This is a genomic window from Microbispora sp. ZYX-F-249, assembly GCF_039649665.1.
Taxonomy (GTDB): Bacteria; Actinomycetota; Actinomycetes; order Streptosporangiales; family Streptosporangiaceae; genus Microbispora; species Microbispora maris.
On sequence record NZ_JBDJAW010000001.1, the window covers coordinates 447,656 to 466,247 of the forward strand.

Annotated in this window: 24 protein-coding genes; 8 read left to right on the forward strand and 16 right to left on the reverse strand. The window is 68.3% G+C overall.

The features are described from left to right. Positions 1 to 32: 32 nt before the first annotated feature. Both AAH991_RS02030 and AAH991_RS02035 read left to right on the forward strand, forming a co-directional pair. Positions 33 to 1,262 carry a cation:proton antiporter gene (locus tag AAH991_RS02030; RefSeq protein WP_346223740.1) on the forward strand — a complete coding sequence of 410 codons (1,230 nt, stop codon included), beginning with the start codon at positions 33 to 35 and terminating at the stop codon, positions 1,260 to 1,262. After that, the gene (locus tag AAH991_RS02035; RefSeq protein ID WP_346223741.1) at positions 1,259 to 2,608 is read left to right on the forward strand and encodes a TrkH family potassium uptake protein; all 1,350 of its coding nucleotides are present in this window, start codon (positions 1,259 to 1,261) and stop codon (positions 2,606 to 2,608) included. The genes AAH991_RS02030 and AAH991_RS02035 overlap by 4 nt, the downstream gene beginning before the upstream one ends. 30 nt (positions 2,609 to 2,638) lie before the next feature. On the opposite strand, the gene AAH991_RS02040 is transcribed toward AAH991_RS02035, so the two are convergent. Together AAH991_RS02040 and AAH991_RS02045 are read right to left on the reverse strand one after the other, a co-directional pair. After that, a complete protein-coding gene (locus AAH991_RS02040; protein WP_346223742.1) occupies positions 2,639 to 3,931 on the reverse strand; it encodes an ArsB/NhaD family transporter in 1,293 nt (430 codons plus the stop codon). Further along, positions 3,928 to 4,371 carry a CBS domain-containing protein gene (locus tag AAH991_RS02045; protein ID WP_346223743.1) on the reverse strand — a complete coding sequence of 148 codons (444 nt, stop codon included), beginning with the start codon at positions 4,369 to 4,371 and terminating at the stop codon, positions 3,928 to 3,930. The genes AAH991_RS02040 and AAH991_RS02045 overlap by 4 nt, the downstream gene beginning before the upstream one ends. A gap of 176 nt (positions 4,372 to 4,547) precedes the next feature. Between AAH991_RS02045 and AAH991_RS02050 the strand changes: the two genes are divergently transcribed. Next, the gene (locus AAH991_RS02050) at positions 4,548 to 4,718 is read left to right on the forward strand and encodes a hypothetical protein (protein WP_346223744.1); all 171 of its coding nucleotides are present in this window, start codon (positions 4,548 to 4,550) and stop codon (positions 4,716 to 4,718) included. A gap of 27 nt (positions 4,719 to 4,745) precedes the next feature. Here the strand turns inward: AAH991_RS02050 and AAH991_RS02055 are convergent, their stop codons facing one another. From AAH991_RS02055 to AAH991_RS02065, 3 genes are read right to left on the reverse strand one after another with little or no spacing between them, the layout of a single operon-like run. Further along, on the reverse strand, positions 4,746 to 5,369 hold the full coding sequence (locus AAH991_RS02055) for a TetR/AcrR family transcriptional regulator (RefSeq protein ID WP_346223745.1): 624 nt from the start codon (positions 5,367 to 5,369) through the stop codon (positions 4,746 to 4,748). 27 nt (positions 5,370 to 5,396) lie between these two features. Next, positions 5,397 to 6,542 carry an FAD-dependent monooxygenase gene (locus AAH991_RS02060; protein WP_346223746.1) on the reverse strand — a complete coding sequence of 382 codons (1,146 nt, stop codon included), beginning with the start codon at positions 6,540 to 6,542 and terminating at the stop codon, positions 5,397 to 5,399. A 60-nt stretch (positions 6,543 to 6,602) separates the two neighbouring features. Continuing rightward, complete coding sequence (locus AAH991_RS02065) at positions 6,603 to 7,481, reverse strand: potassium channel family protein (RefSeq protein WP_346223747.1); 879 nt, start codon at positions 7,479 to 7,481, stop codon at positions 6,603 to 6,605. Positions 7,482 to 7,633: 152 nt separating this feature from the next. Here AAH991_RS02065 and AAH991_RS40635 point away from each other — a divergent pair, with 152 nt between their 5' ends. Both AAH991_RS40635 and AAH991_RS02070 read left to right on the forward strand, forming a co-directional pair. Next, positions 7,634 to 7,744, forward strand: coding sequence for a hypothetical protein (locus AAH991_RS40635; protein ID WP_507185132.1), 111 nt, complete (start codon positions 7,634 to 7,636; stop codon positions 7,742 to 7,744). A gap of 392 nt (positions 7,745 to 8,136) precedes the next feature. Further along, positions 8,137 to 8,598, forward strand: a complete 462-nt coding sequence (locus AAH991_RS02070) for a TspO/MBR family protein (RefSeq protein WP_346223748.1) — start codon at positions 8,137 to 8,139, stop codon at positions 8,596 to 8,598. A gap of 169 nt (positions 8,599 to 8,767) precedes the next feature. On the opposite strand, the gene AAH991_RS02075 is transcribed toward AAH991_RS02070, so the two are convergent. Both AAH991_RS02075 and AAH991_RS02080 read right to left on the reverse strand, forming a co-directional pair. Further along, positions 8,768 to 9,130, reverse strand: coding sequence for a nuclear transport factor 2 family protein (locus AAH991_RS02075; RefSeq protein WP_346223749.1), 363 nt, complete (start codon positions 9,128 to 9,130; stop codon positions 8,768 to 8,770). A 260-nt stretch (positions 9,131 to 9,390) separates the two neighbouring features. Continuing rightward, a complete protein-coding gene (locus AAH991_RS02080; protein ID WP_346223750.1) occupies positions 9,391 to 10,722 on the reverse strand; it encodes an NAD(P)/FAD-dependent oxidoreductase in 1,332 nt (443 codons plus the stop codon). 49 nt (positions 10,723 to 10,771) lie between these two features. On the opposite strand from AAH991_RS02080, the gene AAH991_RS02085 reads away from it, so the two are divergent. Continuing rightward, entirely contained in the window at positions 10,772 to 11,179 is a 408-nt protein-coding gene (locus AAH991_RS02085; protein ID WP_346223751.1) for a hypothetical protein, read from the forward strand. 26 nt (positions 11,180 to 11,205) lie between these two features. Here the strand turns inward: AAH991_RS02085 and AAH991_RS02090 are convergent, their stop codons facing one another. From AAH991_RS02090 to AAH991_RS02125, 8 genes are all read right to left on the reverse strand, one after another. Continuing rightward, positions 11,206 to 12,414 carry a cytochrome P450 gene (locus AAH991_RS02090; RefSeq protein WP_346223752.1) on the reverse strand — a complete coding sequence of 403 codons (1,209 nt, stop codon included), beginning with the start codon at positions 12,412 to 12,414 and terminating at the stop codon, positions 11,206 to 11,208. Between the two features lie 65 nt (positions 12,415 to 12,479). Then, the gene (locus AAH991_RS02095; RefSeq protein ID WP_346223753.1) at positions 12,480 to 13,241 is read right to left on the reverse strand and encodes an ABC transporter permease; all 762 of its coding nucleotides are present in this window, start codon (positions 13,239 to 13,241) and stop codon (positions 12,480 to 12,482) included. A 9-nt stretch (positions 13,242 to 13,250) separates the two neighbouring features. After that, positions 13,251 to 14,060 carry an ABC transporter ATP-binding protein gene (locus AAH991_RS02100; RefSeq protein ID WP_346223754.1) on the reverse strand — a complete coding sequence of 270 codons (810 nt, stop codon included), beginning with the start codon at positions 14,058 to 14,060 and terminating at the stop codon, positions 13,251 to 13,253. Further along, on the reverse strand, positions 14,060 to 14,473 hold the full coding sequence (locus AAH991_RS02105; protein ID WP_346223755.1) for a DUF1048 domain-containing protein: 414 nt from the start codon (positions 14,471 to 14,473) through the stop codon (positions 14,060 to 14,062). Before AAH991_RS02105 ends, AAH991_RS02100 begins: the two co-directional genes overlap by 1 nt. Positions 14,474 to 14,475: 2 nt before the next feature. Beyond that, positions 14,476 to 14,805, reverse strand: a complete 330-nt coding sequence (locus tag AAH991_RS02110; protein WP_346223756.1) for a PadR family transcriptional regulator — start codon at positions 14,803 to 14,805, stop codon at positions 14,476 to 14,478. A gap of 346 nt (positions 14,806 to 15,151) precedes the next feature. Further along, complete coding sequence (locus AAH991_RS02115) at positions 15,152 to 15,415, reverse strand: hypothetical protein (protein WP_346223757.1); 264 nt, start codon at positions 15,413 to 15,415, stop codon at positions 15,152 to 15,154. 362 nt (positions 15,416 to 15,777) lie between these two features. Continuing rightward, positions 15,778 to 16,059, reverse strand: a complete 282-nt coding sequence (locus AAH991_RS02120) for a metal-sensitive transcriptional regulator (protein ID WP_346223758.1) — start codon at positions 16,057 to 16,059, stop codon at positions 15,778 to 15,780. Positions 16,060 to 16,166: 107 nt separating this feature from the next. Next, positions 16,167 to 16,442 (reverse strand): heavy-metal-associated domain-containing protein, encoded by a 276-nt coding sequence (locus AAH991_RS02125; protein WP_346223759.1) that lies wholly within the window; start codon positions 16,440 to 16,442, stop codon positions 16,167 to 16,169. 544 nt (positions 16,443 to 16,986) lie between these two features. Between AAH991_RS02125 and AAH991_RS02130 the strand changes: the two genes are divergently transcribed. Together AAH991_RS02130 and AAH991_RS02135 are read left to right on the forward strand one after the other, a co-directional pair. After that, entirely contained in the window at positions 16,987 to 17,607 is a 621-nt protein-coding gene (locus tag AAH991_RS02130) for a DUF305 domain-containing protein (protein WP_346223760.1), read from the forward strand. An 80-nt stretch (positions 17,608 to 17,687) separates the two neighbouring features. Then, complete coding sequence (locus AAH991_RS02135) at positions 17,688 to 17,924, forward strand: hypothetical protein (RefSeq protein WP_346223761.1); 237 nt, start codon at positions 17,688 to 17,690, stop codon at positions 17,922 to 17,924. A 24-nt stretch (positions 17,925 to 17,948) separates the two neighbouring features. On the opposite strand, the gene AAH991_RS02140 is transcribed toward AAH991_RS02135, so the two are convergent. Further along, the gene (locus tag AAH991_RS02140) at positions 17,949 to 18,581 is read right to left on the reverse strand and encodes a TetR/AcrR family transcriptional regulator (protein ID WP_346223762.1); all 633 of its coding nucleotides are present in this window, start codon (positions 18,579 to 18,581) and stop codon (positions 17,949 to 17,951) included. Positions 18,582 to 18,592: the final 11 nt, after the last annotated feature.

The following is an 18,592-nucleotide window of genomic DNA, read 5'->3' on the forward strand; positions in this document are numbered from 1 at the left end:
GCCTGTAGGCACCACATCGAGGCCGACGTTCGATGAGTGCTCTGCTGCCGGCGTTCGCCGGTGTCCTGCTGCTGGCCGTGCTGCTGTCCAGCCTGGCCAACCGCACGATCCTGTCCACCGCGGCGTTGTTCCTGGTCGCCGGGTTCGTCCTGGGCAATGGCGTGCTGGGCGTGATGCCGATCGCTCCGGACGACGAGATCGTCGGCACGCTGGCGGAGCTCGCGCTGTTCGCGGTGCTGTTCACCGACGGCATGCGGGTCGGCTGGACAGAGCTGCGCGAGGCATGGAAGCTGCCCGGGCGGGCGCTCGGCTGGGGCCTGCCGCTCACGCTGGTGATCACCGCGGTCGGCGCGCACTACCTGGTCGGGCTGGGCTGGATCGAGTCGCTGCTGATCGGGGCGATCCTCTCGCCCACCGACCCGGTGTTCGCCGCCGCGCTGGTCGGCAACGAGAAGGTGCCACCCCGGCTGCGCCGGCTGCTCAACGTCGAGTCGGGCGTCAACGACGGGCTGGCCCTGCCGTTCGTGATGGTGTTCCTCGCGGTCGCCGCGGGCTCGCACAACCTGCACCTCGGTGAGCTCGCACTGGAGCTCGCCGTCGGGGTGCTGATCGGCGTGGCCGTCCCGTGGTTGGCCATCAAACTGGAGCGCACTCGCTGGTTCTCCGCCTCCACCGCCTACGAGCCGCTGAACGCGCTGGCCATCGGCCTGCTGGTGCTGGCGCTCGGCAAGGCCACGCACGGCAACCTGTTCCTGGCCGCCTTCTGCGCCGGCATCACGGTGGCGACCTTCGGCGAGCGGCAGCGCGAGTCGTTCGAGCACTTCGGCGAGTTGATCGCCGAGCTGTTCAAGCTGGGCGCCCTGCTGGTGTTCGGCGCGTTGATCAGCCCGGCGCTGCTGGGCTCGGTCGGCTGGGTGGGCTGGGTGTTCGCGATTCTGGCGCTGGTTGTGGCCCGGCCGGTGGCCATCTGGGTGTCCTTCCTCGGCTCGGGCCTGGGCGTGCGTGAGCAGGCCGCGACGGCCTGGTTCGGGCCCAAGGGCTTCGCCTCGGTCGTCTACGGGCTCATCGTGCTGGGCTCGGGCATCGTCGCCGCCCAGCAGGTCTTCCAGCTCGTCGCGGTGACCATCGTCGCGTCGATCCTGCTGCACTCCTCCACCGACATCCTGGTGGCCCGCTGGTTCGACGACGAGCGTGAGGTCCCCGCCTGGTATGGTGCCGCCCGCCGGCTGCGCGGACACGTACGCCGCAGTAATGAGTCATGATGCGGGCCTGGGGTGTTCTGGGGTGGTTCCGGCATCCGACGCAGGTCATCACGACCGGTTTCGGGGCGGCGGTCCTCCTGGGGACCCTCCTGCTGTCCACCCCGCTCGCCACGACCTCGGGGAAGCCCGCGGGATGGATCACGGCCCTGTTCACCGCGACATCGGCGGTGTGCGTGACCGGGCTGACCGTCGTCGACACGGCCGCCCACTGGTCGGCGTTCGGCGAGGTGGTCATCGCCGCCCTGATCCAGGTGGGCGGTTTCGGCATCATGACGCTCGCGACCGTCTTCACCCTGCTGATCTCCCGCAGGCTGAGCCTGCGCGCCCGATTATCCGCGCAGGCGGAGACCAAGGCGCTCAGCGCGAGTGACCTGCGGCGCGTGGTGGCCAAGGTCGTGCTGTTCAGCTTGGCGTCCGAAGCGGTGACGGCGTCCGTACTCACGCTCAGGTTGGTGACGGGATATGCGGAGCCGGCCGGTCATGCCGCCTACCTCGGTGTCTTCCACGCGGTCTCGGCGTTCAACAACGCCGGTTTCGCGTTGTGGCCCGACAGCCTGGTCCGCTTCGTCGGTGATCCGTGGATCTGCCTGACCATCGCGGCGGCGGTGATCGTGGGCGGGCTCGGCTTTCCGGTGCTGTTCGAGTTGCGCCGTTCCTGGCGCCGTCCCAGCCGGTGGTCACTGCTGACCCGCGTCACGCTCGCGGTGACCGCGGTTCTGCTGGTCGGCGGCACGCTGGTCTTCCTCGGCGCCGAATGGTCCAATCCCCGCACCCTGGGGAAGCTGGACGGGCCGGGCAAGCTGCTGGCGGCGTTCTTCACCGCCGTCATGCCGCGGACCGCGGGATTCAACAGCCTCGATGTCGCCCAGATGCATCCGTCCAGCTGGCTGGTCACCGACCTGCTGATGTTCGTCGGCGGCGGCAGCGCGGGCACCGCCGGCGGCATCAAGGTCACCACTGTCGGCCTGCTGATGTTCATCGTCTGGACCGAGATGCGCGGCGAGAGCCGGGTGAACATCGGCCACCGCCGCCTGCCCGAGGCGGCGCAGCGGCAGGCGGTCTCCCTCACCGTGCTCGGCGTGGGCCTGGTCGCGTTCTCGACCTACATCCTGCTGGTGCTCACTCCGCACAGTCTGGACCGGGTGCTCTTCGAGGTCGTCTCCGCCTTCGGCACGGCGGGCCTGTCGACGGGCATCACCGCCTCCATCCCGCCGGCCGGGCACCTGCTGCTCGTCGCTCTGATGTTCGTCGGCCGGATCGGCCCGCTCACGCTGGGCTCCGCGCTCGCCCTGAAAGAGCGCACGCGGCGGTACGAACTCCCGGAGGAAGGCATGATCGTCGGCTGACGAGCACGGGCACGCTCAAGGCATCGGCGGTCACATCAGATAACGCAGCCACAGGTACGGCGCGACCAGGGCGACGGTCACCACCGTGACGATGAGTCCGTATTTGGTGAACTGCCAGAAGCTGATCGGGGTGCCGTTGCGCGCGGCGATGCCCAGGACGACGACGTTGGCGGCGGCGCCGACGGCGGTCGCGTTGCCGCCCAGGTCGGCCCCGAAGGCCAGCGCCCACCACAGCACCTGCGCGGGCCCGCCGCCACCGTTCGCCTGGACGAGATCGGCGACGATCGGGCTCATCGTGGCCACGTACGGGATGTTGTCCACGATCGCCGACAGTCCCGCCGAAGCGCCGAGCAAGCCCATGGTGGTCAGCTCCGTACGTCCGGAGGTCGCCTCCACAGCGGTGTGGGACAGCCGCTCGATGACGCCCGTCTCCACCAGGCCGCCCACCATGACGAACAGCCCGGCGAAGAAGACCAGTGTGGGCCACTCCACCTCGGCCAGGGCCTGCTGAGTGGTGATCTTCGTGGCCGCCACGAGCACGCCCGCGCCGAGTAGTGCGACCACCGACGGCTCGTAGTGCAGCACCGGGTGCAGCACGAACGCGGCCATGACCAGTGCGAGCACCGCCAGGCTCTGCCACAGCAGCCGCCGGTCGGAGATCGCCTCGCGCTCGTTCAGGGCCATGACCTCCTCGGCCCGCTGCGGGTCGTAGCGCAGTGAGCGCCCGAACATCAACCGGCATAGCCCGATGAAGACCAGCATCAGCACGATGACCAGCGGGGCCATGTGGACGAGGAAGTCGTTGAAGCTCAGCCCGCCCCGGCTGGCGATGATGATGTTGGGCGGGTCACCGACGAGTGTGGCGGCGCCGCCGATGTTGGAGGCCATCGCCTCGGCGATCAGGAACGGCGTCGCGGGCAGCGCGAGACGCTCGCACACCAGGAACGTCACCGGCGCGATGAGCAGCACGGTGGTGACGTTGTCGAGCAGGGCCGAGGCACACGCGGTGATGACCACCAGCAGGGCCATCAGCCGGAACGGCCGGCCTCTGGCGCGTTTGGCCGCCCAGATGGCCAGGTACTCGAAGATCCCGGTCTCCTTGAGCACCCCGACGATGATCATCATGCCGAGCAGTAGGAAGATCACGTTCCAGTCGATGCCGGAGTGCGTGGAGAAGAAGGCCGCCTCGGCATCGGTGGCATGGACGAGCAGCATGATCCCCACGCCGCCGAGGGCGGCCGCGACGCGGTGGACCTTCTCTGTGGCGATCAGCGCGTAGGCCGACAGGAACACCGCCACGGTGACCCAGGCGAGCATGCTCATGCGGCGAGCACCCGGTCGAGCAGGGCCTGCAGGGTCACCGCGCCCAGCAGCCGACCGTCCTCTGTCACTGCGACCAGGGGACTGTGGGTGCGGGCCATCAGCGCGGCCAGTTCCAGCACAGTGGCGTCAGGATCGGTGACCGGTAGTTTCCTGGGCGGATCCGGCAGGGCGTCGCGCACTCTGCGGCCGTTCGCGCCCTTGAGGAAGGTGTCGGCGTGCGCCTCGTCCACGACACGGGCCAGCGCCGGGTCGTCCTGGCAGTAGGCGGGAACGGCTAGGCGCAGGACTTCGGGGCCGGGCAGGATGGTGATCGGCGCCCCTGTCTCGTCGACCACGACGAGGCCGGGCAGGTCTTGGTGCGCCAGGAGCCCGGCGGCTTCGGGGACGGGCGTGTCCAGGCCGACCGTGGGGAAGGGGGCGAGCAGATCTCGGGCGCGCACGTACACGTCCTTCGCGACATAAGGGGGACAGAACGTGCCGACCAGACTTCCCGGCTCACCGGTGGCCACCCTACCGGTGATCGCCTGGTTGGTGCAGAGTGGGCCCGTGCCCGCTGTCCACGTCTCGGCTCTGAGCAAGAAGGCACGGTGACGTCGCCGCAGCCGACGAGGTGACCTTGAGCACCGGCGCGTGGCTGCCGGCCCTGCCCACCACCCGCATGGCGATCGTCGCGGCCAAGTTCGCGGTCGCGGCCGTGCGGTCGGTACTACTGGCGATCCAGGCGGCCCTGCTCGGCCTGCTCATAAGCATGCGCTCGGCCTGCCGGGCTGGTCGGCCCGGGCGATGATCCACCCGGTTTCGTCGAGACCGGCGATCAACCTACGTGAGCATCCTCCGACGGCTGGGTGAGGCCCGTGGCGACGACGTCGATGAGCAGGTCGAGGATCTTCGGATACAGGTCGGGGGTCGCCAGGCGGTTCCGGTGCATCGGCATGAGGAGCACGGCCTGCAGCACACCGGTGATCACGTCCGGGTCGGCGTTCACGAGGTCCTCGTCGTGCTGTGCGAGGAAGGCCGCCAGAGCGGTGACGGGATTCTCCTGCGCCTGCGTCACCCGGGCGGGGTCGAGCTTCCTGATTACGGCATCCATCTCCTCGGGATGCGTCATCAGCCTGCCGTACAGGGGATTGCTCTCCAGCTCGGCGAGCGTGGCGTGGAGGAAGCGCCGCAGCCCCGCGCGGATGTCGGACTCGCTCAGCAGTGCGTGGTCGATGACCTTGCGCTTGACCTCGGCCATCTGGGCGAGCATCAGCTCCAGATAGAGCGCCTCCTTGGAGTCGAAGAAGACGTAGAAGGTGCTCTTGGCGATCCCGGTGCCTGCGACCAGATCCTCCAGCGAGGTCTTGCGCAGGCCCTGGGTGGTGAACAGGCGCCGGCCGTTGTCCAGGAGGAGCCCGGTGATGCGGGCGCGCTCCTCGGCGGAGAAGGCGGGAGGCACGGGCTTCGTCCTTTCAGATTCGCGGTCCTAGCCCTGCAGCTGGAATTTGCGCTCTATCATCCGGCGTACCGGGCCCCACGACGACAGGCGCAGCGGCAGCTGGGTGAGTTCCAGTACGACGGGGTTGCGCGGCGCGTAGACGCCCTTCACCCGGCGGCCGAGCTTCTGTTTCTTCTCGGCTTCCGGCCGCACCTGCGCCTCCCACTCCGCCAGCGCGGTGATGACGTCGCCGCCGTGGCGTTCGAGGGCGGCGCCGAGCAGATCGGCGCCGCCGACGGCGAGTGAGGAGCCGTATCCGGCGAACAGCGTGACGCACCATGCGGCGTCGCCCAGCAGGACGACCCGGCCGCGGCTCCACCGGTCGACCACCATCTGGGCGATGTTGTCGAAGTAGACCGAGTCGGCGTGCTTCAGGCCCTCCAGCGCCTGGGGCACCAGCCAGCCCATGTCGCCGTAGACGTCCTGCAACTCCCGCAGAGCACTCCCTGTCCCGTCCTGGTCGGTGCGGTAGCCGAAGAAGGCGGCCGTACGGCCGTCGCCCACACTCATCATGGCGAACGTCCGGCCGTTGTCGCTGATCGAGCTCGTGGTCCCTTCCGGCAGTCCGGCAGGCCGCTCCTTCATCATGTAGACCGCGACCCTGTGCCCCATGTCCAGGCGGTAGTTCTCCTCGGGGCCGAAAACCAGAGCGCGGGTGGCCGAGTGCAGGCCGTCGGCGCCGATGAGCAGGTCGGCCGACTCGACGGCGCCGTCGCTCAAGGTGACGCGCACCGCGTCCGCGTCCTGGTCGACGGCGGTGATCGTCGTGCCGAAACGGATCGGGGTCGTGTTCCTCGCCGCCTCGTACAGCACCGACTCGATGTCGCCGCGCAGGATGTTGAACGATCTGTTTCCCATGGTGGCGGCGATCGTCTGGCCGCCGACCGCGAACCGGCGCTCGCCGTTGGGCTTGCGGTAGACGAGCTCCCGGGTGACGAAGGCCCGCTCCTTCAGGGCCGGCAGAATGCCCATCCGCTCGGCGCCGTCGTACCCGATTCCCCCGAAGGTGACGCCGTAGCCGCCGCCGCGGCGCTCCGGCGCCCGCTCGACCACCAGGATCTCCCACCCCGCCTGCGCCAACCGCAGCGCGGCGGCGAGTCCGGCGATTCCTGCTCCACTGATGATCGCGCGCATGTCGCACTCTCCCTTCTGTGTCTATAAAAACAGATTAAAATTATGTTTTCAACCCGGCGATCAGGACCCAGTGACGGCGCGGCCATGGTCGGCCGCGTACGCGGCGAACACCTCCGCGGGCGTTCCGTTCGTGTGGAGGAAACGCTGGTCGAGGATGCCGGCGAGGTCTTTCAGCGCATCAGTGAGCACGGTGGCCGTCAGACGCACATCTGCCCGCCGGGCCGCCTGCCCGCGCTGAGCGAGGTGAACGGCATAGCCGATCTCGGCCGCCAGAGAGGAGTGATCCTCGCCGTCGTGAAAGTAGTAGGCCTCGGCGTACTGGGTGAAGTCGATACGGACACGCACCACCTCGGTGGCCAGGCTCTCCAGCAACGAGGCACCCACAGCGCAGTCGAGCTGCTGCACGGACGGGTCCGACCGGTGCAGCAGCGCCAACCGGATGGCGAGCACCCGTCGGCGGGTCAGCGTCGGGTAGATCTCCAGCACCCAGGAGACGGTGGCCGTCAGGAGGACGAAGCCGATGAGAGCCTCCAGAGGCGAGGCCACACGGAGCCAGCCTTCGGCAGGCACGATGTCCCCGAGCCCGAGGGTGGCGACCATGACAAGCGACAGGTAGATGGAATCGAGTAGCTCCGGCTCCTGCGACAGCCCGGAACCAGGTGCGAAAGCGAACGCCTCGGGCATGTGGGGCCAGTAGACGATGGCCCAGCCCAGGATGATGATGAAGGCCCACATGCCGACCACCGTCACCATGGCGAGCGGGCCGACGAGCCCCACCACTCGCCTGCGCGCTCGCAGATGCCGGGCCAGTTTCCACAACGCCGTCATGACGAGTCGGCTCAGGCCTCCATGGCGGGTGGGGTGCCAGAGCGTGTGGAACAGGTCTCGAAGGGCGGCCATGATCAGCGCTGCGCCGAGCAGCGAGACCAACCACTCCATTCGTCTCTCCCACGCTTACCTCATGTGAAGCGGCGGGGCGGCTCGTGGCGGCCGTAACCGGCCCGCGCTTGGAGCCTAGGTTGCACGCCCTGTAGGTGGATGCAGACTCGCCGTATGAGCGGCAGGTGTAGCCGCTCTTGGGCGCGTACAGGGTGCGCAGCAGCCAGCCCCGCGATGTCCCCATCGCTCGGGCTCGGCTGGAACTGATGCGCGACATGTACGGCTTCGTGGCACGCGAGTTCCCCAAACTGTTGGCCCGATGAGATCGGATACGTGGCCACCGTCCCGCTCCGTCCGGCGAATAGCCGCGACCGCTGATCCCATGGCTGGCGCAAGCGGGACGAGGCGATCACCGCTTGCACGATGTCGGGATGGGCCCTTCTGTCACCTCGGGACCGCGGTGGCGAAGCCGCAGCGTGTTGACCAAAACGATAGTCGCTGTCAAATTATAGATCATGTCAGAATTTGGGAGCCGTCGACGACACCCCGGCGGGACCCGGCCGGGCGCGCGGATGCTCAGGCGGCCGGGCGGCTTCCTCATCGCGCCGGGCGGGACCGTCCCGGCCGTCCACCACGGTCGCCACACCGACGATCAGTGGAGCATGGACGACCTCCGCGTCCTCGCGGCCACCCCCGCCGAATCGGAGCGAGGACGATGAACTGGTACGCGGCCACGGTCACCGCCGCCATCACACTCTTCGCCGCCATCGTCGGCAACCTGCTCATCCCCGCGTCGGCGTTGGCCTGGTTCCGCGGTTTGCCCTGGCCGCGCTGGCTGGTGCCGTACCGGGTCTTCATCGCCGTCGGCCTCATCTACTACGCGCTCATCGCGACCGTCCTGTACCGGGCCCTGGATCGTCAGGATCTGTCCGCGATCATCTGGGCCATCGTGGTCATCGTCGCCAATGAGGCGTGGAACGCCGTCTTCTTCGGCCTGCGCAGCACCTTGGCCGGCTTCACCGGCATGCTGGCCTTCGCCGCCCCGCTGTCCGCCCTGATCATCGCGGCACGACACGACTTCGTATCCCTGGTGCTGCTGCTCGTCTACGCTCTGTGGGTCGTCTACGACATCGCTTGGACCGCCGCGCTCTGGAGAACGTCGCGTTCCAAGCAGTGAGGAACATGATCTGCGGGGCCGTGGTCTCGCTAAGCGAGCAATCGCCACCGGACTGGAGTACGGCGCTGCACGTTGCCGGCCCACGGCCTTTCGGGTGACTGTCGCCGGCTTCGACATCCGTGCCCAGCGGGTCGTCTACTGCAACGCCGCGCCGGCCGTCGGGGTGCTGTCAGGGCGAGTAGACGGGCGCGAGATCGACGAATATGCGGTAGTCCGAGATCAGGCCGTCGTCGCGGGTGCGCCAGATGGATACGGCCACGGCGCTCGCGTCCTTGCCGTCGAGCCTCCGGTAGGTCACCTCGGTCTCGGCGATGATGTCGGCGTCCACCCGCCAGTCGCGGACGAGCCGGTGCCGCAGGCCGCCGATGGTGGAGTAGAACTCCCGCAGCCCGGCGACGATGGCCCCACGCCCCACCAGTGGCTCGGCATTGCCGAACACCAGCGTCGCATCCTCGGCCAGCAGTCGCCCGAACTCCTCAGGATCGAACGAATCCACTGATCGGAAAACGCGTCGCACCTCATCGTCGGACATGCCGGTCCCTTCTCACAGACGGGATCACTGAGGGGGACGATACGGGGCGAAGGATGGCGTACAACTAGCGCAAGGGTGGGGATCTCGTCGCCGCGTCCGGGTCGGATCGATGACGTGGACCAGTAGCCGCCGTCCAACACGACGTCGAAGGGGTCCTCAAACTCGGCCAGCCGCCTGGCATCGTGACGGAGGAACATCCTCGGCGGCCTGGACCTTGGTGCGGGCCGTTTCGGCGGTGGAGGACGGGACGGTTGGACGAGTCATGCGTACTCATTGGTCAGTAGGTGGTGATAGGAGGTCAGGTGGCGTACGAAGCCGGCGGTCACCGCGCCGACGACGCGTCCGTCACGGTGGTATTCGGCGAGGAATCGACCATCGGGTTCGAGGTTGATCAGGCGCAGCTGGTAGCCGGCGCCGGTGAAGCCGACGGACTGCAGCCTGTGGCCGTACAGGTGGCACCAGAACGACGGGACCGGGTCGAATGGGGCAGCGATGCCGAGCAGTGACCGGGCCGCGTGCGCGCCCTGCTGGACGGCGTTGCTGTAGTGCTCCACCCGGATGAGCTCCCCACCGAGCAGGACGGATGGCCGGCGGGCGACGTCTCCGGCCGCGACCACCTGCGGCGCGGCCAGCCCAAGGTGGTCGACGACGACACCACGGTCGAGGCGTAGGCCGCCACCGCGCAGCCAGTCGATTTCCGGTTCTGCGCCGAGAGCCACGACAAGCAGGTCGCACGGTAGTACCGTGCCGTCGTCGAGGTGCACGTGCTCCACCTGACCGGAGCCGGTAGCGGTGACGACGCGGCGGCCGAGCCGCAGGTCGACGCCGTGAGCCCGGTGCAGGTCCGCGATGACGGCGCCGAGGCGCTCACCCAGGGGCCGGCGGAGCGGCACCTGGTCGGATTCCACCAGGGTGACCCGCAGATCCAGGCCACGCAGTGTGGCGGCGAGCTCCGAGCCGAGGAACCCGGCGCCGGCGATCACTACGCGGGGACGGGTGCCGAGGGCGGCGCGCAGCGCCCGGGCGTCGTCGAGCCCGCGTAACGTGACCACGCCCCGGAGACCGCCGATACCCGGCAGCGTTCTGGCCCGTGCTCCGGTGGCGATGACCAGACCGTCGAATGCGACTGGCGGCAGGGCGCCCCGGTGCAGTCGGCGGCCGGCCAGGTCGAGGCCGGTGGCCGCATGACCCAGGAGCCAGGTCGCTCCGAGTTCGTCGGTGCCGGTGAGGCCGACGTCGGCGCCGCGATCGACAAGGTATTCCTTGGACAGGGGCGGCCTTCGGTAGGGCCGGTGGCGCTCGGCGCCGACCATGCTGATTACGCCGTCATATCCGAAGCGGCGGAGTTCCCGCGCGGCGGTCAGCCCGGCTAGACCGGCACCGGCGATTGCGATGAAGAACGTGTCGGCGGCGGCGATCCACCGTTGTTGCTCGGCGGTCAGCTGGCCGGTGACGAGCGTGGTCCTGCTTGTCGTGGGTGAGTGGTCGACGTAGGTGCGGGTTTGGATGTACTTCGGGCAGTTCGCGTACACCTGCTCGGTGTGCACCAGGAGCTGATTTCCGTCGCCGCGAGCGCGACCGTTGACTCGCATCCGTCTCCGGCTGGACGGCTCGATCGCGAGAATGCCGATGTCCCGTTCGGTGTCGAACCGGCCGGCGAGCGGATCGCCGGAACCGGGCAGCCGGTCGGCGATGACGGTGCGTTCGTCGGGTGCGGTGATGAACCCGGGCGGGCCGGTGAGCGCGGTGGCCCATGCGGCGCCCGGTTTCGTCGGCGGCTGCGATCACCACCAGACGCCCGTTGATGTCGATGCTCTCGACCCTGCCGTCGTTGACGTACGGCGTGAGCACGCCCCCGAACTCGAAACGCTCGCCACCTTCATGGCCGTGCCGGCCACCCCGTGGCTCCACCACTTCTTCGCACTGAAGCTGGTCGGCTTCCCCATCCCCTGGACTGCGGCCGGCATCGCCGTCGTCGCCGCGGCCGCGCTCGAAATGCCCTCCCCCTCCCGGACCGGCTCACAGCGAACCGGCCTGGCCTGCTCGTGACGGTCGGTCTCCCTCGCTCGCTTCCGTCACGGGTTCCAGGTGACCGGAAGGCTCTTCACCCCGTAGATGTCCGCGAGCTCCGGGCGCAGGTCGACATCCTCCGCCGGTACGGCCAGGCGCAGCGTGGGAAAGCGGTTGATCAGCGCGGGGAACGCGACCCCCATCTCGACGCGGGCCAGCTGCGCGCCCAGGCACTGGTGGATGCCGTGGCCGAAGGCCAGGTGCCCGCCGTCCTGCCTGCGGAGGTCGAGCACGTGGGGATCGGGGAAGCGCTCGGGGTCGCGGTTGGCGGTGTTGTAGGACAGGATGACGGTCGTACCGGCCTTGATGGTGTGGTCGCCCAGTTCGACGTCCTCCAGCGCCGTCCTCATGAACGTCTTGGCGACGCTCAGATAGCGCAGCAGCTCCTCCACGGCTCGGTCGGTGAGCGCGGGATCGGCGCGCCACGCGGCTAGCTGCTCCGGGTGGCGCAGGAGCGCGAAGGCCCCCAGCGCCAGCATGTTCGCGGTGGTGTCGAACCCGGCCGACAGCAGGATCAGGGCGACCCCCTTCAGCTCCTCGTCGGTCAGATCGCTGTCGGTGAGGTCGCTGAGCACGTCGTCGGTGGGGGTGGCGCGCTTGGCGGCCACCAGTTCGGCGAGGTACTGCTGGGTCGCGGTGTAAGCCGCGAACAGTTCCTCGTCGCCGGCCTCCCCGCCGAGGAACTTGTCGATGTGTTCCTGGAATGAGCCCCGGTCCTCGTACGGCACGCCCAGCAGCTCACAGATGATGACGGAGGGGATGGGCTTGGCGAACGCGGTCACCAGGTCCGCCGGCGGGCCGGCCTTCTCCATCGCGTCCAGGTGCTCGGCGGTGACCTGTTCGACGCGCTCGGTGAGCTGCCGCATCCGCCGTACGGTGAACCTGCCCACCAACGGTTTGCGGTAGCGGCCGTGCTGCGGATCGTCCATCAGCAGGAACTCGCCGGGCGGCGCCGGGGGGACCTCGATGTCGCCGTAGTCGACCAGCGGATGGTGACGCATGAGCTCCCTGCGTGAGCTGAACCGCGAGTCGGCGAGAACCGACCGGACCAGGTCGTATCCGGTGACCAGCCAGCCCTGGTGCCCGTCCGGGAAGGGGAAGCGACTGATCGGGCCGTGCTCGCGGGCCTGGATCAGCTCCTCGGGCGGGTCGAAGGGACAGCCGGGCCGGCGCGCCGTCGGCATCGTCGTGACGGTGTGCAGGGATTCAGCCATGTCTTTCTCCCTATTCCTAGGCGTTCATGAAGCTCCAAGGCTGTGCCGCGATGAACGGCGACGGCCTAGGAGATCTTGCGGCGGTAGGTGCGCATGGCGAAGGCGAACGCGACGACGAGGATGCCGACGCACCAGGCCAGGGCGGTCCAGATGTCGGTTCCGACCGGCTGCTGGGTGAACAGGGCGCGGATGGCGTTGACGATGGAGGTCACCGGCTGGTGCTCGGCGAAGGCGCGCACCGGGCCGGGCATGGTGCCGGTGGGCACGAAGGCCGAGCTGAGGAAGGGCAGGAAGATGAGGGGGTAGGAGAACGCGCTCGCGCCTTCCATGGTCTTGGCCGAGAGGCCGGGGATGACGGCGATCCACGTGAGTGCCAGGGTGAACAGGATCAGGATGCCGGCGACCGCGAGCCATGCGGGCGCCCCCGCCGCCGAGCGGAAGCCCATGAGCAGGGCGACGAGCACGACGACCACGAGTGAGATCAGATTGGCGACCAGCGAGGTCAGCACGTGCGCCCACAGCACGGACGAGCGTGCGATCGGCATGGACTGGAAGCGCTCGAAGATGCCGCCCTTCATGTCCATGAAGAGCCGGAACGCGGTGTAGGCGATGCCCGAGGCGACGGTGATGAGCAGGATGCCGGGCAGCATGTAGTTCACGTACGAGTCCGACCCTGTTCTGATCGCGCCGCCGAACACGTAGACGAACATCAGCATCATGGCGATCGGCATGACCGCGGTCGTGATGATGGTGTCGGGGCTGCGCGTGATGTGGCGTAAGGATCGTCCCAGCAGGACGACGGTGTCGCCGAAGAAATGCTTGGCCATCGTGGTTCCTTACTGGTCCGTACTGACCTGGGGTGTTGGCCGGGCGGCGCCGTTCCTGCCGTCGGTACCGACGAGGGTGAGGAAGACGTCCTCGAGGGTCGGCTGCTTCTCGACGTATTCGACCTTGGCGGGCGGGAGCAGCTTCTTGAGCTCGGCGAGGGTGCCGTTGACGATGATCCGGCCCTCGTGGAGGATCGCGATTCGGTCGGCGAGGTGTTCGGCCTCGTCCAGGTACTGCGTGGTGAGCAGCACGGTCGTCCCCTGGGCGGCGAGTTCCTTGACGGCCTGCCACACTTCGATGCGTGCCTGGGGGTCGAGCCCGGTCGTCGGCTCGTCGAGGAATATGACCGGCGGGTTGCCGATGAGGCTCATGGCGATGTCGAGGCGGCGGCGCATGCCACCGGAGTACGTCGCCACCTTCCGCCCGGCCGCGTCGGTCAGCGAGAAACGGGCGAGCAGGTCATCGGCGACCTTGCCCGGGTTCCCGAGGTGCCGCAGCCGGGCGACGAGCACCAGGTTCTCCCGCCCGCTGAGGATCTCGTCGACGGCGGCGAACTGTCCGGTGAGGCTGACGGACTTCCGTACGTCGGCCGCCTCCGTGGCGACGTCGAAGCCGTTGACGCGGGCCGTGCCCGCGTCGGCCTTGAGCAGCGTGGACAGGATCTTCACGGCCGTGGTCTTGCCCGCCCCGTTGGAGCCGAGCAGGGCGAAGATGCTGCCCCGCGCCACGGAGAAGTCCACACCGCGCAGCACCCGCAGTTCCTTGTAGGACTTCTCCAGGCCCCGCACCTCGATCGCCGGGGCTTGCTGCGTCGTCATCACGTGCTCCTGTCCTGTCTTCCGGGCTCCTCGTCGGCGGCGCGCTCGACGGCGCTGATGAGGCGGTTGCGCACCCGGCTCCTCCACTGTCCGAGCGGGTAGTTGGCCGCGAACGCCTCCACGAACTCCACGGGGTCCTCCCCGAAGAGGTCGCGGATCGGAGTTCCGTCCGCAGCGCTCTGTTCGAACAGATCGGCCAGGTCCTCGTACATCGCGATCGCACCGGCGCCGTCGGCCGGCCCGAGGAGCATCAGGTAGCGCTCCATCGCCTCGGCCGCCGTTCGGTAGCTCTCGGGAAGCTGCTTGATGCGCGCCTTGTACTGCCGGTAGCGCCGCTTGTCCTCCAGCGACCCGGTGACCTTCTCCAGGTACTGCAGATAGCGGCTCTTCGACTCGTCCGGCCCTGTGGCCATGTCTACTTACCTCCTTCGCGGAGCCGTTCAAGCCTCTCGGCGAGGAAGCTCCAGGTCCTCCAGAACTCTTCGAGGTACTCCCGTCCCTGGGCGTTCAGGGAGTACACCTTGCGCGGCGGCCCCTTCTCGGACGGGACCTTTTCCACGTCGACCAGGCCGCGCTGCTCGACCCGGACCAGCAGCGCGTAGATGGTGCCCTCGGCGATGTCCGAGAAGCCCTGGTCCCGCAGCCACGCCGTGATCTCGTAGCCGTACGCGGGCCGGCCGGACAGGATCGCCAGGACGATGCCCTCCAGCGTTCCCTTGAGCATCTCGGTCGCCTGCTTGCCCATGGAGACGCCCCCTTTCAGCTACTTGGTGTTGCTGAGTACCGGTACACAGTAACGCTGACTACCGGTACTAAGCAACACCAAGTAGTTCGGGCATGGATGTGCCCTGATCACTGCTTGTGAGCGAGCCCGTCGCCTGAATGGCGCGATGCCCGAACGCCCCATCCAGTCCACCATCGCCGAACACGCTGATACGGCGCCGTCACCGGCCTGACGCGGCCGCTGACACGAGACGCAGGAAATGGACGCCCGAAGCCTGTGATTCCATCGATGATCACGGGTGGCTTGGCGCCGGCGTGCCGTACGGTCGGCGTTTCGACGACGTCCGGGCGCGCGGCCGACGGGCTCGTCAGTGAGGCAGGGCCTGCGGGTTCACCGACGTGTCGCTTCTGGCGATGCCTTCGCTCCCCGACAGGGCCGTGTCGGCGATGCGTTCCTGCTGCGCGATCTTGGCGTGCAGCTGCCCAAGGTCGTCGGCGTCGACGGTACGGAAGGCGCCTGCCATTTCCGCCGCACGGCCGAAGGGGCGGTCACGGGTCGCCCACAACCGTCCGGCATCGCTCCGCAGAATCCGCCAACCATCGTGCGACCGGGGTTCGGGGAGCCTGTTCACGTGCGTAAACGCTATCTGGTCATGATCACTGCGAGATGCGAGGGGTGTGTTTTTATCCTCCCGTACGGCCGGGATGGAGGCGGCGGGAGAAAAATCCACACCGAGTAGAAGATTTTTGTGCCGGGGTTCACGCAAGGAATGGCACACGCGTGGCCGTGGGCTACCGATTGATGCAGTCGAGACGGCATGACCGTCGTTCGTCCGGGACGAGGCCCTCCGAAGCGGAAGGGCCTCCGGACGTGTCGCCGGAGGCCCTTCTTACGCGCGTCCACCGCCTCGACCGACCTCCTCCTTGACGGGGCTGACGCGGTGGCCGCAGGTCATGCCGGTGGCGGTGTGACGCTTCTCCTTCGTTCGATCGGTCAGGTGCGGACGAGACGGGCGACGGCGTCCGAGGCTTCCTTGATCTTGACGTCGGCTTCGTTGCCACCCTTGGCGATGGCCTCGGCGACGCAGTGCGCCATGTGCTCTTCGAGGAGTTCCAGGGCGAACGCCTGGAGTGCTCTGTTGGCGGCCGAGACCTGGGTGAGGATGTCGATGCAGTATTTGTCCTCCTCGACCATCCGCTGCAGTCCGCGAATCTGTCCCTCGACGCGGCGCAGTCGCCTGAGGTGGTCTTCCCTGGTCCCCGTGTATCCGGCCATCTCCCCGCCTCGCTCTGCCGAGGTCTGCTGACCCCGCCCAACGCCCTACCCCCGTTGGGTATTTCGCGCGGGGGTGCAGGCCGCGGCCTTCTCCGGGCCTCGATCCGCTAGGACCGGCTCGCCAACTCGTAGCCGGCCTTCTCCACCGCGACGCGGATCTCCTCGTCGGTGAATCCCTCGCCGTTGACGGTGACCGCGCCGGTCGGCAGGTCGACGGCCACCCCGGTGACGCCGCCGACCTTGCCGATCTCCCCGGACACGGACGAGACGCAGTGGCCGCAGGTCATCCCGCTCACCGAATAGACCTTGCCGTCCGCCGCACCCGCCTCAGCGGTCGCCTCGACCTGAGCCGACTCCGTACCGCACGCACATGCAGTGCACATGTCCATCCTCCTTCGCTAAAGCCTACCCCAGGGGGGTATGTCGTGAGACCGTAGCATACCCCCAAGGGGTTAGTCTTCCTCTTCTGGACAGAGCCGGGCGAGGGCTGTAGGCCGTCCTCGCCCTATATGACCGGCGCCCTCCCTCGCCATGGCCGGGAGGACCACCGGGCGGTATTGTCCGCCGTCCTGGCCCTGCATCCCGCTCAAATCGATGACGCGGCGATGCCGATGGCCGGACCCCACGACCGGCGCGGCGGCGAACCCGGCTCTTCCCACCAGGGTCACGCCGGTGGCCAGGTCTGTCTCGCCCTGGCCGGGTCGGTCCTGCTACTTCTCCTCGTCTCAGTGGGTGCAGGCCGTTTCGGCGCCCCGCCGATCCGGCTGTTCCTGCAGTCGTCCCTCCCCCGCGGGCCGACCGCCCGTCCCAGAGGTCCGACTCTCACGCAACTCTGTGTGATCCGGGTGTAGAGGGCGCACTCGACGGTTCGCCTCGCCGTCGAGTCGCAGCGACCTGTCTTCACCTATACACGGGGAGTGTTCATCCATGAAGCGTCTTGCCATTCCCGCCGCCCTGCTCTCGGCCGGTCTGCTGGTCAGTGCCTGCGGCTCCACGGACACCGCGGGCCGCGACATGTCCGCCACGTCGTCGATGTCCGCGATGCCTGCCGAATCGCCGGCTCCTGCCACCAGCCCGGCCGCGGACCACAACGACCGGGACATCCGGTTCGCGCAGATGATGATCCCGCACCACCATCAGGCCCTTGAAATGGCGAAGCTGGCGGAGGATCGGGCTGGTAGCAGCAAGGTCAAGGAGCTGGCCAAGCAGATCGAAGCCGCCCAGGATCCCGAGATCCGGACGATGACCGGCTGGCTCGAGAGCTGGGGCGTTCAGGCTCCCGGCGAGGACGGCATGCCGATGGACCATATGGACCACGGCATGCCCGGCATGATGTCCGCCGAGGACATGAGGAAGCTCGAAGGCCTCAAGGGCGCCGAATTCGACAAGGCGTTCCTGACGATGATGATCCAGCACCATGAGGGTGCCATCACCATGGCCAAGGAGGAGCAGGGAGCCGGTGTCCACGAACCTGCCAAGCAGATGGCCGACTCCATCATCCCCGGTCAGTCCGCGGAGATCAGCACCATGAAGAAGCTCCTGAAGTAGGACTCCCGGCGGGTGGGCGACGGGTCCCTCATCGCCCACCCGTTCCTCGGATCCCAGGCGCGAGAAGGTGAGAACCGGGAGTGGTCGCCGCACTCATCGCCTTGGCCGGATGCGTGTTCCTGCTCGGGCACCTCGCGGGCCCCCTGCTGCTGCGCGCGCCCGGCCTGCTGGAACTGGCCGCCGACGACCACGCGGCACACCATCACGGAAGGGCTTCCCTGATCGGTGCGCTGCGGAAGCTCGCCGTCGCCTCTGCGGTCGGCGTCCCCGCCGTACTGGCGACCCTGGGCGTCATGATGCCGCCACTTGCTTGCTGAGCGTCTACGGCAGACATGTCGATTTCACTGTGCGGGGAATTGCGGCCGAAGCATGGCGAGCAGCGTCGAAGTCAGCAGACGGGGAGCGGCATCCTGCGTGACCTTGCCCGCCTCTACTTCGTCGGCCGCCGTGTGGATCAGGCTGAACAGGCTGGTAACCATCCAGTCGAGCGGCAGGTCCTTGCGGAAGACGCCCTCCTCCTGTCCCCGGGCGACGAGGTGTTCGACGCGGTGGCGTACCGGGTCGTGGTGCCGGTTGAGCCGCTCGGCTCCCAACGTGGCCATCGCGTGGGTGCGCAGCCGCCGGTAGTGGTTCAGTACCTGCCAGGTCGAATCGATCAGGTCCGCCAACGCCCGGTCCGCCGAGCCGTGGGAGCGGGCCAGGCAGTCGTCCGTCGCCTGCTCCGCCTTACTGATCGCGTGCACGACCAGCGCGTCGATCAGGTCCGCCCGGGAGGGGAAGTGCGCGTAGACGGTGACCCGGCCCAGCCCGGCGGCGCGGGCGACGTCGGCCATGCTGACGTTGTCGTTCCTGCCGAACAGATCCAGGGCGGTGGCGAGGATGGTGGCGATGTTGCGCTCGGCGTCGGCCCGGCGGGGCGAGTCGTCCTCGTCCCGCCGCCCGTCCGCCGTACGGGTGTCGCGTGCCGTGACCATGGATGCAGCCT